An 18,446-nucleotide genomic window follows, 5' to 3' on the forward strand; every position below is an offset into this window, starting at 1 on the left:
CACCTTGCGGGTTTCGCGCGCCCCTGGCTCTCATTTCATTGCATTCGGGCCGGCATCAGATCAGACGTGATTGAGGGCCACGTCGAGGATGTCGAAATTGCGCAGTCGCGCCTTACCCGGAATGCCGTCGGTCTTGCGATTGAAGAGCAACGGCACGGTCTGCTCCGAGATGCCGCCGTGCGAGCGCAGCGGCACCGTGAGACCCGACAGGTCGTGACGACTCGCGCTCGTGCCGAGCACGACCGACTGATCGCTCACCACCACGAGGTCGCCCACGCGATCGGGCGGCAGCTCGAAGCGCGCGCAGGCTTCAGCGTTGGTCAGCACGACTTCGATACCCGGCAGCGCAGCAATGCGCGCGCGGATGACGTCGCGGTCCGCGTCTTTCGGCAGATAGATCGTGGCGTACGAACCCAGTGCGCCGTGGTGCACGACATACGGGTCGGTGATCGGCAGGATCACGCGCGCGCCGCCCGCTTCCACGCCCTTGCCGAGCCAGTCGTCGAGCAGATCCTGCAAATAGATGACATTGGGCTGGCCGGTCTTCGGATCATGCTTGGCGTTCATGCCGTGATCGGCGGTGAGGCCGATGACCGCGCCGAGTTCGTCCATGCGCGCGAGGTACTTGTCCATCATCGCGTAGAAGGCGTTCGCACCCTCGGTGCCCGGCGCCCACTTGTGCTGCACGTAGTCCGTCGTCGAGAGATACATCAGGTCGATGTGACGCGTTTCCAGCAAGCGCACGCCCGCTGCGAACACGAACTCCGAGAGTTCGGCGCTGTAGACGTCCGGCACCGGCATGCCGACCAGACCGAGCACGTCGTCGATGCCGTTCTCTTCGAGCGTGACCTGATCGGCCTTCTCCGACGAGAAGCAGATGCCCTTCATGCGGTAGCCGAGCAGCTTGCGCAGCTTGTCCTTGGCCGTGACGACCGCAAGGCTCGCCCCCGCGTCGGCGGCCGCGGCGAACACCGTACCGGCGCGCAGATAGGCGGGGTCGTTCATCATGACTTCCGCGCCACGTCCGCCGTCGGCCGACGGATCGAAGAAGTAGTTGCCGCAAATGCCGTGCACGGCGGGGGGCGCGCCGGTCACGATCGACAGGTTGTTCGGGTTGGTGAACGACGGCACGACGCAATCGCCCTTGAAGACGGCGCCCTCGGCGAGCAGGCGCTTCAGATAAGGGGCGACGCCGGCAGCGGCGGCAGCTTCGATGTACTCGAACTGGCAGCCGTCGACGCATACGATGACGGTCGGCTGCTGCGGCAAGCGGTATTGACGGCCGTTCACTTGAATCTGTGCGGGCTGGTTCACGTCGGTTCTCCTCAAGAACAACTCGATTGACCGTGGCGGGCGTTGCGCGTCTGGCGACACGCCGCGTGCGGCCGGAATATCAGTCATGCAATCTGCGAAACCTGCAAAATCTTCGAGAGCGTTGGCGTCGAACGCTCAATCACCCTCAGTCACGCTCAGTCACACTCAACCGGCCTTCGCCTGCGTGCTCGTTCCCGGCGCGCGGGCCAGCATCTCGCGAATCCGCGTGCGGCCGCGCACCAGGTGATCGCGCGTGACCTGCGTGGCCCGCTCCGGATCGCGCGAGGCAATCGCGCTCACGATGTCGCGGTGCTCGCGCTCCGACTTCGGCGGCGCGGACGAATCGCCCGTCAACGCTTCGTGACGGAACAGGCTCAGTTCCTTCACGAGACGCCGGTAGGTCTCGAGCAACTTGCGGTTGCCGACCATCTCGACGAGCGTGTCGTGAAACGCCAGATTCAACTGGTAATAAGCCTCGCTGTCGCCCGCTTCCACCGCGTGGTGCATGGCTTCCACCGACTCGCGCAGCCGCGTGAGTTGTTCGGACGTAATCGACTCCGCCAGGGTGCGCGCGACGTATTCGTCGAGCACGCCGCGCAGCGCGTAAATCTCCTCGGCCTCTTCGAGCGAAATGACACGCACGAACACGCCGCGATTCTTCTCGGTGCGCAGCAGCCCGGCCTCTTCGAGCGCGCGAAACGCCTCACGCACGGGACCACGCGACACGCCGAGACTTCCTGCCACCTCGATCTCGTTGAGCTTGGTACCCGGCGTAAGCGTGCCCGCCATGATCTGGCGCTCGATCTCGTGCTGGACGAGCGTGGTGAGCGACTGGCTCTGCAACAACTCGATCGCCGTGGGCGACGTGGGCTTCGGGGTCATACCGGTCTTCCTTATCTCTGAACGCTTGCGCCATCACGCGACGCCCGGCACTTCGGGGGCATCCTTCGCCATCGCTTCGCCGGATAGCGCCGCGTGGCAATTTGTGGCATCACGTGATTATTTTTGTTGTTGACATTCAAGCACAGCGATTTGTAGATTGTCAACAAAACACATCCGACTTTGCAGACAGATTTTGCAACACCGTCGGGGTGAGTCGGTTGCGGCAACGACAAAACCCTATCTGAATCAATGATTTCCATACTATTGGAGGTATTTGACGAATAGATGACAAAAGCCAAGGGTTTCAAGAAAACGACATAATTTGCCAATAAAATGCAAAAAATCGCCTCAAAGAAGGCTTTGCCCGTACTCACAACGCGACCGTGATCGCGACCCACAGGAGCCACCCATGAACTCATCCTTGCGCCGTGCCATGCGCGCCGCCGCTGTTCTCGCAACGGGCCTCGTCTGTGCCGCACAGGCCGGTCATGCGCTCGCCAAGACCACGCTGACCGTCTACACGGCATGGGAAGTCGAAGTGATGCGCCCTTACGCCGAGGCGTTCCAGAAGGCGAATCCGGACATCGAGATCAAGTACGTGCGTGACTCCACCGGCGTGGTCACGGCGAAGGTCCTCGCGGAGAAGGCCAACCCGCAGGCGGACGTGATTGCCGGACTCGCCGCGTCGAGTCTGGAGCTCATCAAGCAGGAAGGTTTGCTCACGCCGTACGCACCGAAGGGCTTCGATCAGCTCACGCGTGCGTACAGCGACAAGGCGAATCCGCCGTCGTGGGTCGGCCTCGACGTGTGGGGCGCCACGGTCTGCTTCAACACGGTCGAAGCGGCCAAGCGCAATTTGCCCAAGCCGACGTCCTGGGAAGACCTCGCCAAGCCCATCTACAAAGGGATGATCGTGATGCCGAATCCAGCGACGTCAGGCACCGGGTTCCTGGATGTGACCGCGTGGTTGCAGATGTTCGGCAAGGAAGGCGGCTGGAAGTACATGGACGCCCTCGACAAGAACATCGTCAAGTACACCCACTCGGGCTCCAAGCCCTGCCGCGATGCCGGCGCGGGCGAGTACCCCATCGGCATCTCGTTCGAATTCAACGCGCATCGCACGAAAGCCGCCGGCGCCCCCATCGATCTCGTGTTCCCGAAGGAAGGTCTCGGCTACGACATCGAAGCGGCGGGCATCGTGAAGACGACTAAGAAGCTCGACGCCGCCAAGCGCTACATGGACTGGCTCGCCAGCAAGGAAGCGAACGAGATGTATGCGAAAGACTGGGCGATCGTGGCGTACCCGGGCGTCGCGAGGAAGTTCGAGACGATCCCTGCGAACTACCCCGATCTGCTGGTGAAGAACGACTTCACGGAAATCGCCAAGAGCCGCGAGTCGGTGCTGTCCGAGTGGCAGAAGCGCTACGGCGCGAAATCGGAAAAGAAGTGACGTCTGGCGTCGCGCTGCCCGCACTGCCTTGCGCGGCAGCGCAAACGAACGCCCCCGCACTCACGTGACAACGCAGGAGGTCCCCCGAATGAGCGACGATCCTCGCCAAAGTACGTATCTGAGTCTCGCCGGCATCCACAAGCGGTTCGACAACACCGTGGTGCTGCATGACATTCACCTCACCGTAAGACGCGGTGAGATGCTCTGCTTCCTCGGCCCGTCGGGCTGCGGCAAGACCACGCTGCTGCGCATCATTGCGGGGCTCGAAGCGCAGACGCAGGGCACGCTGTCGCAAAACGGCCGGGACATCTCACGGCTGCCGCCGATGCAGCGCGATTACGGCATCGTCTTCCAGTCGTACGCGCTGTTTCCGAATCTGAGCGTGGCGCAGAACGTCGCCTATGGCCTGACGAATCGCCGGGCGCCTCGCACCGAGCGCGAAGCGCGTGTGGCCGAGTTGCTGACGATGGTCGGGCTGCCCGATGCCGGCAGCAAGTTCCCCGGCCAGCTTTCCGGCGGCCAACAACAACGTATCGCCATCGCACGCGCACTTGCCACGTCGCCGGGCCTGCTGCTGCTAGACGAACCGCTCTCGGCGCTCGATGCGCGCGTGCGGGTGCGTCTGCGCAGCGAGATCCGCGCGTTGCAGCAGCGGCTCGGCATCACCACGATTCTCGTCACGCACGATCAGGAAGAAGCGCTGTCCATGGCCGACCGGATCGTCGTCATGAATCAGGGCGTGATCGAACAGATCGGCACCCCCGGCGAGATCTATCAGCATCCGGCAACGCCGTTCGTCGCGGACTTCGTGGGCAAGACCAACATCCTGCCCGCGCGACTTGGCGACGCAGGACGCGTGCGCGTCGGGCAATACGAACTGACATGCGGCACGCTCAACGGATGCCGTGCCGGTGAGGACATCCGTGTCTTCTTCCGACCGGAGGACGTGCGCGTGCGCGATCTGGACGACCTCGACGACGATGCGAATCTGTTCGACGGCGCCGTCGAGAAGATCGAATTCCTCGGGGCATTCTCGCGCGTGACGTTGCGCATGCAGGCCTGCGATCACCCGCTCTATGCCGACCTCTCGCCTGCGGACATGCAGGCCCTGCAACCGGCCACCGGCGGCGCGCTGCGCTTCGCGGTGCCGAGCGCCGCCGTGCGCGTCTTCCGTCAGGGGTAGCCACGATGAGTTCCGTATCCTCGACATTGACCGGCGCGCCGCAAACGCCTGCTTCATCCGCATCACCCACGACGGCCGACCGGCCGCCGCCCTCGGCGGTGCGCCCGGTGCGGCTCGCCTCGCACTGGACCGATCGTCTCGCGCAGGCGTTGCTATTGATCGCGGCGGCGGCCGGCGTGCTCTTCCTGCTCGCACCGATGGCCGCAATTCTGGTCAAGAGCGTGCAGGACAACGACGGGCACTTCGTCGGCCTGCGGCACTTTCGCGAGTACTTCCATTCCCCCGCCCTGTTCGGCTCCATCTGGAACAGCGTGTGGATCTCGATGGTGACGACATGCATCACGGTGCCGCTCGCCTTCATCTTCGCGTACGCGCTCACGCGCAGTTGCATCCGTCACAAGACGCTGCTGCGCAACATCGCGCTGATTCCAATTCTCGGCCCCACGCTGCTGCCCGCGATCTCCTTCATCTTCTGGTTCGGCAATCAGGGGCTGCTGCGTCCGTTCATGGGCGACGTCGATATCTACGGACCGCTGGGCATCGTCATGTCGCTGGTCAACGCCACGTTCCCGCACGCGCTGATGATTCTGATCACCGCGCTCTCGCTCACCGACGCCCGGCTCTACGAAGCGGCGGACGCCCTCGGCACGCGCGCGGTGCGACGCTTCTTCACCATCACCCTGCCAGGCGCGAAGTACGGTGTCATCAGCGCAGCGATGATCGTCTTCACGTATGCGATTTCCGATTTCGGCATTCCCAAGGTCATCGGCGGCGACTTCAATGTGCTCGCCACCGACATCTACAAACTGGTGATCGGCCAGCAGGATTTCTCCAAGGGGGCCGTGGTCGGGCTCGTGCTGCTGGTGCCCGTGGGCATCACGTATCTGGTAGACGCTGTCGTGCAACGCAAGCAACAGGCCTTGCTCTCGGCGCGCGCTGTGCCTTACGTGCCGAAGCCGTCGCGCGGTTTCGACTGGCTGATGGCGGCGATGTGCTGGGGCATGGCCGCCATCATGCTCGCGATTCTCGGCATGGCGGTGTACGCATCGTTCGTGAAATTCTGGCCGTACAACTTCAGCCTGTCGCTGGGTCACTATCGCTTCGGCCTGATCGAAAGCGGCGCCGTGGATTCGTACGTCAACAGCTTGCAGATGGCATTCTGGTGCGCCGTCTGGGGCACGGCCGCCATCTTCGTGATCGCCTATCTGCTGGAGAAGACGCGCGGCATGGCATGGCTACGCGGCTTCATCCGCATGATGGCCGTGCTGCCGATGGGCGTGCCCGGGCTGGTGCTCGGTCTGGGCTACATCTTCTTTTTTGTCTCCGAGGCGAATCCGCTGCACAACCTTTACGGCACGCTGGCCATTCTGGTGATCGTCAACGTCGTGCATTACTACTCGTCGAGCCATCTCACGGCGGTGACGGCCCTCAAGCAGATCGATCCGGAATTCGAGTATGTGTCGGCGTCGCTCAAGGTGCCGTTCTACCGGACGTTCTGGCGCGTGTCCGCCCCGATCTGCCTGCCGTCGATCATCGACATCAGCCGGTATCTGTTCGTCAACGCCATGACCACGGTCTCCGCGGTCGTGTTCCTTTACTCGGCCGATACCTCGCTCGCGTCGGTCGCCATCGTGAACATGGACGAGACCGGCTCCATCGGCCCTGCGGCGGCGATGGCCACGCTCGTCGTACTCACTTCGATGCTGGTGTGTCTGCTCTATCACGGCGTGCAGATCCTCGTGGAGCGCTACACGCAGGCGTGGCGGCGCCCTTCGGGCATGACCTCACGCAAGGGGGATTGATGCCGGTGTTGTCATGGAATTTTGTGCATATCCGATGTTTCGCCAACTCGTTTCATTGGTTTCATCATTCGTTCGATAGGAGACGGTCATGATTCTCGGTCAGGAACCGATTCTGCTCACCCCCGGCCCGCTCACCACGTCGCCGGCCACCCGACAGGCCATGCTGCGCGACTGGGGATCGTGGGACGCCCAGTTCAACCAGATCACCGCCTCGTTGTGCCGCGACCTCGTGGGCGTGGTGCATGGGGGCGACGACTATGTCTGCGTGCCGCTGCAAGGCTCGGGGACGTTCTCGGTCGAAGCGGCCATCGGCACGCTTACGCCCCGCAGTGCCCGCATTCTGGTGCCGGACAACGGCGCGTACTGCCAGCGCATCCTCAAGATCTGTCGCTATCTCGGACGCGACGCCGTCGCCCTTCCCATCCCCGAAGATCAGGCCGCCAGTGCAGCCGCCATCGACGAAGCGCTCTCGCGCGATCCGTCGATCACGCACGTGGCGCAGGTGCATCTGGAAACCGGCGCCGGGGTACTCAACCCGCTCGCGGAGATCGCGCGCGTGTGCCAGAAGCACGGCAAGGGGCTGATCGTCGACGCAATGAGTTCGTTCGGCGCGGTGGAGATCGACGCCCGGTCGATGCCGTTCGACGCGCTCATCGCCGCGAGCGGCAAGTGCCTCGAAGGCGTGCCCGGCATGGGCTTCGTGATCGTGAAGAAGTCGGTGCTGGAGGCGAGTGGCGGCAACAGCCATTCGCTGGCGATGGATCTGCACGACCAGTACGTCTATATGCAGAAGACGACGCAATGGCGCTTCACGCCGCCCACGCACGTGGTCGCGGCGCTGCGTGCCGCCGTCGATCAATTCCTCGCCGAGGGCGGTCAACCGGTACGCGGTGAGCGCTACCGGGCGAACTGCCGCACGCTGGTGGACGGCATGGCCGCACTCGGGTTCCGGCCGTTTCTCGCGGCGGACGTGCAAGCCCCCGTCATCGTGACGTTCCATGCACCAGCCGACAGCAAGTACGACTTCAAGGCGTTCTATGCCGCAGTGCGCGAGCGCGGGTACATCCTTTATCCGGGCAAGCTCACGCAGATCGAAACGTTCCGCGTGGGATGCATCGGCGCCATCGACGACAACGAGATGCGCAATGTCGTCACGGCGATCGCGCAGTCGCTGGCGTCGCTCGGCATTCGTCAGGTGGCGCCGCTGACGCGAGCTGCGTAGCGCATACTGCGCGATTCCATCGATCATCGATGCATGGCGAGTGACCTGCGATGTCACTCGCCATTGCCCCTCTCGGTGGTTCAAGTGCTTTAGGGAATCGTCCGAAACTTCGCGATTCTCCCGGCGCCGCAAGGGCGTCGTCTCCCTCACGACAAGGTCGCGCACGGCCTTGATTCCCCTGCCAAATCCGGCGTCGATGTTTGTCACTCGATGCAGCTCGTCACGTCCGGCGCACGGGCACTTTCCCATCGTGCTTCCTAGAATGGCCCGCACATTTGCCGTGCATTAGCCCCTGGTCGGGCGTTGGAAAACGGGGATCGATGGCGTCTGCCTGACGCCCCGATCGCACGAGCCACCGCCGCCATCGTCTCCCCCCGAATGCCGCCAGCCATGGGTGTGCCGCCATCGCGCGCCCCGCCCTTTCTGCACTCCACGCCTTTGGGAACCCGAGCACGATGAACAAGCATCTCTATCGATTGGTCTGGCGGCATTGCCGCATCGACGTCGTCCCTGTGCCGGAAACGGCTCGGCAAAGCGCTGGTGCACCGGCCTCGCGCGTGCGCCGCGCCGGCAGCCGTATCGGCGCGTCCATGTCGGTCTCACTCACTCGCGTATGCCTCGCGTGCATTGCGTTACTGGGGGCGCTGTCTTCCACGCCGTCGTGGGCCGCGTGCTCGGCAGCGGGCAATGTGGTGACGTGCAGCGGCGCCGCGAATCCGCTGGCGCCGTCTTACGCCAACTCGGCCAGCAACTTGCAGGTGAACGTGAACAGTGGTGCGGGCGTAGGCGTGTTGCTCGGCGTGGGCGGTACGGCGCTGACACTCACCGGAAGCAACGTCACGCTGATCAACGGCGGCACCATCGATCCCGCATTACTCGGTGGCATCGGACTTCTCGCGACGGGTACCGTCGTCGGCAATGGAAGCGCGGGGGGCAGCACGCAGACGGTGACGAACAACGCGCTCATGCGCGGCACGGTCGGTGTGCTTGGCGTGAATCTTCCCGGGCTGACGGGACTCGCGCTGACGGTGCAGAACGCGACCGGCGGCACCACCAACATCAGTAACAACGGCACGCTCGGGGCCACGCCGATTCTCGGCGTGTCGCTCACCGGCAATGGCAGCGCGCCGGTCGCTGCCGCGTATGGCGGCGCGGCCGTCAACTTCTCCAACACCGGCACGGTGCTCGGACGGATCGCATTTGCGCCGAACGGCACCCCAGGCGTAGGGAACACGTTCAGCAACGAAGGCACCTTGAGCGGCAGCGTTTCGCTCGGCGCCAACAGCACCAACACCTATACGGCGGTCACGGGCTCGACATTCAACGACGGCGGAAGCCCTGGCCTCGGCGCCCTCCCCGTCACCGGGTTCAATCTGGGTTTCGCGGCAACGGGCGTCGTGGACGGCGGTGCAGGCGGCAACAACTCGCTGGTGCTTCGCAATTCCGCGAACAACGCGACGACGACAGGCACCGGAACACTGAGCGGCACGAGTTACGTGAACTTCTCACGTGCGACAGTGAACGGCGGCACCTGGACGCTTCAAGGGCCACTGTCCGTCACGTCGACCACCCTCAACGGCGGACTCGCGATTTTCGACAACGCCGGTAGCTTCGGCACGGGGACGCTGACCGTCAACGGCGGCGCCATGCAGGCTGCCAGCGCGGGACTGACGATTACGCTGCCGACCACGCTCGGTGCCAACGGCCTGGCGGTCTCCGGCACCAATCCCCTGACGTTGGGCAGCACGGTCACCGGCACGGGAGGCGTATCGCTCTCGGGTACCGCACGTTTGACGCTCGCGGGCACCAACGACTATGCGGGCGGGACTTCGCTCACCGGCGGTACGCTGGTTGCTGGCAGCAACGCCGCGCTGGGCAGCGGCGCGGTTCAGGTGTCCGGCACGACCGGCGTGCTGGATGCCAGTGCGCCGGTCACGCTCGCCAACGCGATGGCCATCGGCGCGGGCAGTACGCTGACATTAGGGGGAAGTGCCGCGCTTACGTTGTCCGGGCCCATCAGCGGCGGCGGCAGTCTCGCAAAGCAAGGGGCACAGACGGTCACGCTGACCGGAGCAAATACGTTCAGCGGCGGCGTCAACGTGGTGGCGGGCACGCTCGCGCTGGCAGGCGCCGGGATGCTGCAAACCGGTGGCACGCCACTCACGCTATCGGGGGCGGGCGCTGTCTTCGATATGTCGGGCGCGAATGGCGGCAGAACGATCACGAACCTTGCCGGTGTCGGCAACACGCAGATCGCACTTGGCGGCAACAATCTCACGCTTGGCGGCAGCACCGGAAGCGCATTTGCGGGCGCGATCGGCGGTACGGGCGGCATCGTCAAGACCAATGCCGGCACCCAGACACTCACGGGGGCCAATACGTTCACCGGCGGCACAACGATCAACGCGGGCGGCATCGCGCTAGGCGCCGGGGGATCGTTGGCAAGTACCGGCGTCGTGTCGCTGCTGGGCGGTGGCGCCACGTTGGACATCAGTCAGGCATCGGCGCAGACCATCGGCGCGCTCTCGGGCGTCGCCAATACGTCGGTCGCGCTGGGCGCCAATACGCTGACCTTCGGCGACGCCACCAATCAGTCATTTGCGGGTGTCTTCACCGGCGGCGGTGGAAACAGCGGCAGCATCGTCAAGCAAGGCGCCGGCACCGTGACGCTGACGGGCACGAGTTCGGCGGGCGGCGGCATCACCGTGCGCGCAGGCACGCTCACGCTTCAGGGCGGCGCGTTCGCCAACGCCTCGCCGCTCGCGCTCACCGGCAACACCGCAACGCTGGATCTTTCGAATGCGGGCGGCATGAACTACGGCGCGCTGTCGGGCGTCTCCGGCGCCACGGTCCTGATCGGCGGTCAGACGCTGACGATCGGCGACGCCGGTAACTCGACATACGGCGGCACGATCTCGGGCACGGGGGGAATCGTCAAGCAAGGCACCGGCTCGTTGCTGCTATCCGGCGCACAAACGTTCACGGGCGGCATCAACATCGCGGCAGGGCGGCTCGCCCTGCAAGGCAACAACACCCTCGGGGGCAACAATGCCGTGACGCTCGCCGATGGAGCGACATTCGATGTCGGTGGCGCCGGCCCCGTCAGCATCGGTGCACTGAGCGGCACGGCAAACAGTCAGGTCACCCTCGGCAGCAACACCCTCACCCTTGGCGATGCGACCAACCAGACCTTCGCCGGCAGCATCGGCGGCACGGGCGGCATCGTCAAACAGGGCACGGGCATCCAGACGCTAACGGGCCAGAATGCGTTCACCGGGCAGATCGCGATCGCACAAGGAACGCTGGCATTGGGCGGCACCGGTACGCTGTCGGCCAATCCGGTGAGCATTGCCGGCGGTGCGACGCTCGATATCGGCGGCGGTGAAAATCAAACCATCCGGGCGCTTTCCGGAGCGTCGGGCAGCACGATCAATCTGGGTGACAACACGCTCTCTTTCGGCGACGACACCGATCAGACCTTCGCGGGATCGATCACCGGCACCGGTGGCGGCATCGTCAAGTTCGGCGCGGGCGCGCAGACCATTACCGCGCAGCAGACATTCACCGGGAGCATCGTAGTCGGGGGCGGCTCTCTCGTGGTCGGTGCGGGGGGCGGATTGTCGTCTCAGAACGCGGTGACGCTCGGCGATAGCTCGACCTCGCTCGACATCAGCGCCGCCGGTGCCCAGACCATCGGATCGCTCAGCGGCGGGGCGGCGCAGGTCCAGCTCGGTGCCAACACACTCACGTTCGGCGACAGCACGGGCGAAACGTTCAACGGCAGCATTCACGGCACCGGCGCACTCATCAAGCAAGGCGGCGGCGTGCAGACGCTCGGCGGTGCGAGCGACTTCACGGGCGGGGTCACAGTCACCGCTGGTGGCTTGCAGTTGGGCAATGCAAGCGCCATCGGCACGGGCACCCTCGCCCTCGGCGATCAGTCCACGCTCGATACCACGCAAGCCCTGACCCTCGGCAACAACATCACGCTTGGCGGCACATCCGCCATTCTCGGCAGTGCCGATCTGACGTTGACCGGCGCAGTGACAGGCAGCGGTGCATTGCAGAAGTCGGGGCCGGCGACGCTGACCGTGAATGGCTCGGGCAACTGGACCGGCGGCACGACGATCAACGACGGCGTGCTCGCCATCGGCAGCGGTGGCTCACTCGCGGCGCAAGGTGCCGTTGTGCTGAACGGCGTGAACAGTCCGGCGGTGACGCTGGACATCAGTGGCGCGTCTGCTGCGCAGACGATCGGGGCGTTGTCGGGCAGCGGCACGCTCGCGCTCGGCACCAACACGTTGACGTTCGGCGACGGTACCGACCAGACGTTGAGCGCCACGTTCACGGGGACAGGCAACCTCGTCAAGCAAGGGGCTGGCAAGCAGACCCTGACGCAAACGTCAACTTACGCCGGGGGTATCGACATCGCCGACGGCACGCTGGCATTGGGCGGTGGTGCCGCACTGCAAGGCGGCAACGCGCTGACGCTTAGCGGCGCGAACAGCGTGTTCGATATCGGTAGCGGTGGCGCGTCGACCATCGGGACGCTCAACGGTGTGGCGGGGAGCGCGATTTCGCTCGGCGGACAAACGCTCACGCTGAACAACGCCACCAACGCGGCATTCGCCGGCGCGATTCACGGCACCGGCGCACTCATCGTCTCAGGCCCTGGCGTGCAAACGCTCGCGGGAGCAAGCGATTTCTCCGGCGGCGTCAGCGTCGGCTCGGGGGGTCTGGTCGTCGGCAACGATCTCGCGTTGGGGGCGGGGACTGCCACATTCGGCAATAACGTCACGCTGGACAGCACACAGGCCGTCACGCTCGGCAACAACGTTAACTTGCTCGGCACGCTGTCGGTACTCGGCACGCATGACCTCACCCTGAACGGCGCACTCTCCGGCGCGGGCGGCCTCACCAAGTCGGGTACGGCGACACTCACCCTTGGCGGTAGCAATACTTACGCCGGGCCGACATCGATCAGCGCGGGTACGTTGGCGCTGGGCGCGGGCGCGTCGTTGAATGCGTCCGGGTCGGTCAATGTCGCGAGCGGCGCAACGCTGGACCTGTCCGCCGGGAACGGAACGCAAGTGATCGGTACGATCAATGGCGCGGGCACGGTGAACATCGGGGCACTCGTCACCGAAATCGGCGGTGCGGGCAACGACACCTTCAGCGGCAGCCTCACGGGGACGGGGTCAGTCGTGAAGATCGGCACCGGCACCGAGACGCTCACGGGACTCAACACTTACACCGGCGGCACCGTCATCCAGGCAGGAACGTTGGCGCTGGGCGGTGCCGGAACGCTTGCCCCGACGGGTGCCGTCACCCTCACCAATGCCGGATCGGCGTTCGATGTCTCGGGCGCCAATGGTGCGAGAACCATCGGTGCGCTCACGGCCGACGCCGGCACACAGATTCGGCTCGGCACCAACACGCTGACGTTCGGCGATGCGACCAGTCACAGCGTCGCGGCCATCGTGAGTGGCAGTGGCGGTCTCGTCAAACAAGGCAGTGGAACGACAACGTTACTCGGCGTGCAGCTATACACCGGTGCGACGACGATTGCCGACGGCACGCTGGCCCTCGGCGCGAACGCGACGCTCGCACCGGGCAGCAACGTCTCGCTGACCGGGGCTGGGGCGGTGTTCGATCTGAGTGCGGCGGGCAATCAGTCGTTGGGCCATCTGTCAGGCACCGGGGGCCGCGTCGTGCTCGGCGGCGGTAGTTCGCTCACCGTCGGCAACAGCGATAACGCCACGCTCGCCAGCGCAATTTCGGGCACGGGCTCGCTCATCATGGATGGCAGCGGCAAGCTGACGCTGGGTGCGCAGAACACATTTGCCGGCAACGTCGGTGTAAACAGCGGCACGCTCGCGCTGGGCAATGGCGGCACACTCTCGAGTGCCAATGACGTGACGCTGGCCTCCGGCGCCACGTTCGACGTCAGCGCCGCCACGACACCTGTGATCGGCTCGCTCGCCGGTGCAGCGGGCAGCACTGTCGACATCGGCACGCAAACGCTCACCTTCGGCAGCGCAGCCGATGCGACATTCAGCGGTGCGATCAACGGCACAGGAAATCTCGTCAAACAGGGGAGTGGCACGCAAACGCTGAGTGGCGGTGCGGCGCTGGGCGGCGATGTGAGCATTGACGCGGGCACGCTCGCATTGCGCAACGGCACACAACTGGGTGGCAAGAATGCCGCGCTCACCGGTGCAACAGCGGTGCTCGATATTTCGACCGGCCCCAATCAGACCGCCGCGACGATCAACGGCGTGGCCGGCAGCGCCATCAATCTCGGCAATACGACGCTGACGCTGGCGGATGCCTCCGGCAGTGCGTTAGCGTCCGACATTCACGGCGCGGGCGGCAGCCTCGTCAAGCTTGGCAGCGGTGTCCAGACACTCTCGGGCAGCAACGACTTTACGGGGGGCGTGAGCGTGCAGGCGGGCGGCGTCGCTGTCGGCAGCAACACGGCACTGGGCACCGGCACGGTGAGCTTTGCAGGAGGCACGTCGCTGGATGCGACGCAAGCGACGACCTTCGGCAACCAGATCACGCTAGGCGGCGACCTCGATGTCGTGGGATCCCACGATCTCACACTCAATGGCGCCATCAGCGGTGCGGGCGGCATCTCGAAGAACGGCGGCGCGACGCTCACGCTCAACGGGCAAAACACCTACGCGGGCGCAACCAACGTCAACGCCGGGACGCTCGCGCTCGGCGCCGGCGCGAGCCTCAACGCGGCGGGTGTCGTCGATGTCCATACCGGCGCGGTCTTCGATCTGTCAGCGGGTAACGGCACACAGACCTTTGGCGCGCTGACCGGAGGCGGCGCGATCAATATGGGCAGCAATACGCTGGAGGTCGGCGCAAGCGGACTCGACGAAACCTACAGCGGCGGTGTGATGGGCACCGGCAGCCTCGTGAAGGTGGGGACCGGTGTCGAGACAATGACCGGCACGAACACCTTCACCGGCGGCACGGTCGTGCAGGCGGGCACGCTGGCGCTGGGCGGTGCGGGCACGCTGGCGCCGTCGGGCGCCGTCACCTTGCAGAACGCGGGGGCCACGCTCGACATTTCCACCGCGAATGGCGATCGCACCATCGGCGCACTCACCTCTCAGGCAGGGACCAACGTCACGTTGGGAAACAACACGCTGACATTCGGCGATGCGTCGAGTCACGTTGTAAGCGGCACGATCAGTGGCACGGGCGGTATCGTCAAGCAAGGCAGCGGCACGCAAACGCTGCTCGGGCAACAGCAGTTCACGGGAACGACGACCATTGCCGACGGTACGCTCGCACTCGGCGCGACGGGCCAACTGGCAAACGGCGCGAGTGTCGCGATCACCGGCGCAAATGCCACCTTCGATGTCAGCGCGGCCGGTAACCAGACGCTCGCCACACTGGCAGGCACCGGTGGCAGCGTCAATCTCGGAAGTCATACGCTGACGTTCGGCAATGGGACGAACCAGACGCTGACGGCGGGCATTGCCGGGACCGGAGGCATCGTCAAGGCGGGGGCAGGAACGCAAACGCTGAGTGGACAGAACACGTTCACCGGCGGCATCGCCGTGGCTGAGGGCACCGTCGCCATCGGCGCAGGTGGCACGCTCTCGGGCGCGAACGACGTGACGCTCGCCACCGGTACTGCCCTCGACCTCTCACAAGCCACCTCGCCCATCGTGATTGCAGGTCTCACCGGTGGCACAGGCACGAACGTGTCACTGGGCGGACAATCGCTCACGCTTGGCGGCAACGCGAACAGCGCCTTCAACGGCGTGATCGGCGGCGCAGGAAGCATCACCAAGCAAGGCACAAGCACCGTGACGTTGGGCGGACAAAACACGTTCACAGGGACGACGACGGTGACAGGCGGCACGCTCGCCCTCGGCGCTTCGGGACAAGTCGGTCAAAGCGCAGGATTAACGCTGCGCAACGCCGGGACCACGTTCGATGCGTCGGCATCGACTGCCCCACTCGCCTTCGCATCGCTCGACGCGGACACTGGCACGCAACTGGTGCTGGGTAGCGGCGGCTTGAGCACTGGCGACAACGGCAATCACGTGATCGGCGCCACGGTGTCCGGCACCGGCGGACTGATCAAGAACGGCACCGGCTCGACCGCGCTGAACGGCGCCAACACGTTCACCGGTGGCACGACATTGAACGCGGGCACGTTGACCGTGGGCAACAGCACCGCGCTCGGCACTGGCGGGCTGACCGTTGGGGGGAACAGCACGCTGTCTGCGACGTCGCCGGTCGGCGCATCCGTCACGCTTGGCAACGGCATCGCCGTAGGCAATGGCACAACGCTCACGATCGCCGGGACGACACCGCTCACGCTGGACGGCCCCATCTCTGGCGGCGGTGCAATCTCGCTGAACGGCACCGGTGTCCCGGGAGGCATCACGCTCGGTGGCAACAACAGCTATACCGGCGGCACGACGGTAAACGGCGGCAACGTGACCGTGACCTCGCCAACAGGCCTCGGCAGCCCTTCCGGCGGCGGCCTGACCCTCTCGCAAGGGAACGTAGTGACGCAAGGCGTGAACGTCGTGCTGCCCTCGTTGAACGGCACGACGCAAGGCAGTCTCACCGTCAACGGCGGCTCGGTGTCGGTGGGCTCAGGCAATTTCCCCGGCAGCGTGTCCGGCTCAGGCGGACTCACCAAGACCGGCAGCGGTTCACTGACGTTAGGGACGCAAAATCCGCTGACCGGGCCGACGACCGTTGCGGGCGGCACGCTGAACATCGGTGGTCTGCCCAACTCTCCCGTGACGGTGCAAACCGGGGCTACATTGACAACACCGCCCCCAACCAGCGCCGGTGGCACGGGTGGCGGCGCGCAGACAGGGCCGCTGACAGGTGCTGGTGGCAGCCAGATCGTGGTCAGCACCCCCGGCGCGACGCTGGGGGTCGGCGGCAATCTGACGCTTCAACCGGGCGCCACCCTGCAAGTCAACGCCGCACCCGGCACCGCGCCGAGTCAGGTCAATGCCACGGGAAGTGCCTCAGTCAGTGGCAGCAATCTCATCGTGAACGCCGCGCCGGGAACGCAACCGGCAGATGCCGTCAATGCCGTCATCGTCTCGGCGACCGGGGGCGTCTCCGGCCAGTTTGCGGCAACGTCGACCAATCTTCTCTATCTCACGCCGCAGATCAGCTACACGCCGACCTCCGTCCTGTTGACGCTTGCGCCCAACGGTACACCGTTGCCCGCCGGTGCCGTGACACCCAATCAGCGCGCTGTGGCCGCCGCCGTCTCGGCACTGGGGACCGGCAACACGCTGTATCAGGCCGCGCTTGGCCTCACGGCCGCCACCGCGCCTGCCGCGTTCGAGAGTCTCGATGGAAGCTTGCACGCGTCGATATCGTCGATGCTGCTGGGACAAACGCAAATCGCGCGCGATGCCGTCTCACAGCGGTTACGCGACGGTCTTTCGCTTTCGCTGGACTGCGAGACGTCTTCGACAGGCGGCGACCGTATGCCCGATGACGCCAACGACGCATCGGCATCGTCGGGAGCCGGCCGCGACGGCAACAGCGACTGCCGGTCGCAACATCGTGCGACACAGGCTTGGGCATCCATCTACGGCAACGACAGCCAGATGCGCAACAAATCCGTCGCCGATGGCGGCTCAGGCGCCGCAACGCTGCATCGGCGCGGCATGGGCGTGCTGGCCGGGGTCGATGCGCCGTTCGCCGACGCATGGCGCGCGGGCGCCTTCGGCGGTCTGGGGCACAGCACGTTCAATACCGGCGCCAGCGCCTCGGGCAACAGCAACGATGCGCAGATCGGCGCTTATGTGAGCCGTCGCTTCGGGCGCCTTGGCGCCACCCTCGGAGGTGCCTATGGCTGGCAGCAAATCAGTTCGCAGCGTGCGATCGCGATCGGCGCCGTCGCGCAAACGGCCCGCGCGAAATATGACGCTGCCGTGTGGCAAGTCTTCGGGGAAGCGGCGTGGCGTATGGATGCGGGACGTGTGAGCGTCGAGCCGTTCGCGAATGTCGCTTATGCCCGCGTGCGCACCGACGCGTTCGACGAGTCCGGCAGCATCGCCGCGCTGCATGCCGACGCGCAGACGCAGGGCATCACGTTCTCGACGGCGGGCCTGCGTGGGGAAATCCCGTTCGGCATCGGGATGGGCGTCGCCGCCTCGGGTCGGCTGCGTCTGTCGGCGGGGTGGCGTCACGCTTATGGGGCGAATGCGCCGGACATGCGATTGGCGTTCTCGGGCACGTCGGCGGGCTTTACGGTGGCGGGCGTGCCGATAGCGCGAGACGCGGCGGTCGTCAGCGCCGGGGTCGATGCGTTCGTTGGCCGCGCCGTGACCCTCGGCGTGAGCTATGCCGGACAGTTCGGCGGCAAGGTCAGCGACAACTCGGTGTTCGGCAACGTCAACTGGCGCTTTTGACGCATGCCGTTGACGCAGTCCATTGACGTGGACCGTTGATGTGAACCATTGACGCAGAAAAAGGGCCGGGGCTCGCTTGCGTCGGCGGCCTCCGGTAAGCTTGCGGGTGTCGCGCGCGGATATCGCACACCGGTGTTACGCACGGGTTTCATACCCGGGTTTGACATCA

At 65.3% G+C, this 18,446-nt stretch carries 7 protein-coding genes; 5 read left to right on the forward strand and 2 right to left on the reverse strand.

All coding sequences use genetic code 11. The annotated features are described in order from the left end of the window. Positions 1 to 60: 60 nt before the first annotated feature. Together phnA and C5N93_RS14995 are read right to left on the reverse strand one after the other, a co-directional pair. A complete protein-coding gene (gene phnA, locus C5N93_RS14990) occupies positions 61 to 1,314 on the reverse strand; it encodes a phosphonoacetate hydrolase (RefSeq protein ID WP_242559887.1) in 1,254 nt (417 codons plus the stop codon). A gap of 165 nt (positions 1,315 to 1,479) precedes the next feature. Then, positions 1,480 to 2,196 (reverse strand): phosphonate utilization associated transcriptional regulator, encoded by a 717-nt coding sequence (locus C5N93_RS14995; RefSeq protein WP_150721067.1) that lies wholly within the window; start codon positions 2,194 to 2,196, stop codon positions 1,480 to 1,482. Positions 2,197 to 2,605: 409 nt separating this feature from the next. On the opposite strand from C5N93_RS14995, the gene C5N93_RS15000 reads away from it, so the two are divergent. From C5N93_RS15000 to C5N93_RS15020, 5 genes are all read left to right on the forward strand, one after another. Further along, a complete protein-coding gene (locus C5N93_RS15000) occupies positions 2,606 to 3,646 on the forward strand; it encodes a putative 2-aminoethylphosphonate ABC transporter substrate-binding protein (RefSeq protein ID WP_242559888.1) in 1,041 nt (346 codons plus the stop codon). A gap of 88 nt (positions 3,647 to 3,734) precedes the next feature. Then, entirely contained in the window at positions 3,735 to 4,829 is a 1,095-nt protein-coding gene (locus C5N93_RS15005; protein WP_242559889.1) for a putative 2-aminoethylphosphonate ABC transporter ATP-binding protein, read from the forward strand. Between the two features lie 5 nt (positions 4,830 to 4,834). Beyond that, a complete protein-coding gene (locus C5N93_RS15010; RefSeq protein ID WP_242559890.1) occupies positions 4,835 to 6,631 on the forward strand; it encodes a putative 2-aminoethylphosphonate ABC transporter permease subunit in 1,797 nt (598 codons plus the stop codon). 88 nt (positions 6,632 to 6,719) lie between these two features. After that, on the forward strand, positions 6,720 to 7,853 hold the full coding sequence (locus C5N93_RS15015; protein ID WP_242559891.1) for a 2-aminoethylphosphonate--pyruvate transaminase: 1,134 nt from the start codon (positions 6,720 to 6,722) through the stop codon (positions 7,851 to 7,853). A 455-nt stretch (positions 7,854 to 8,308) separates the two neighbouring features. Next, positions 8,309 to 18,277 (forward strand): autotransporter-associated beta strand repeat-containing protein, encoded by a 9,969-nt coding sequence (locus C5N93_RS15020; RefSeq protein ID WP_242559892.1) that lies wholly within the window; start codon positions 8,309 to 8,311, stop codon positions 18,275 to 18,277. Positions 18,278 to 18,446 lie beyond the last annotated feature (169 nt).

Source organism: Pandoraea sp. LA3, assembly GCF_022696215.1.
GTDB lineage: Bacteria > Pseudomonadota > Gammaproteobacteria > Burkholderiales > Burkholderiaceae > Pandoraea > Pandoraea capi.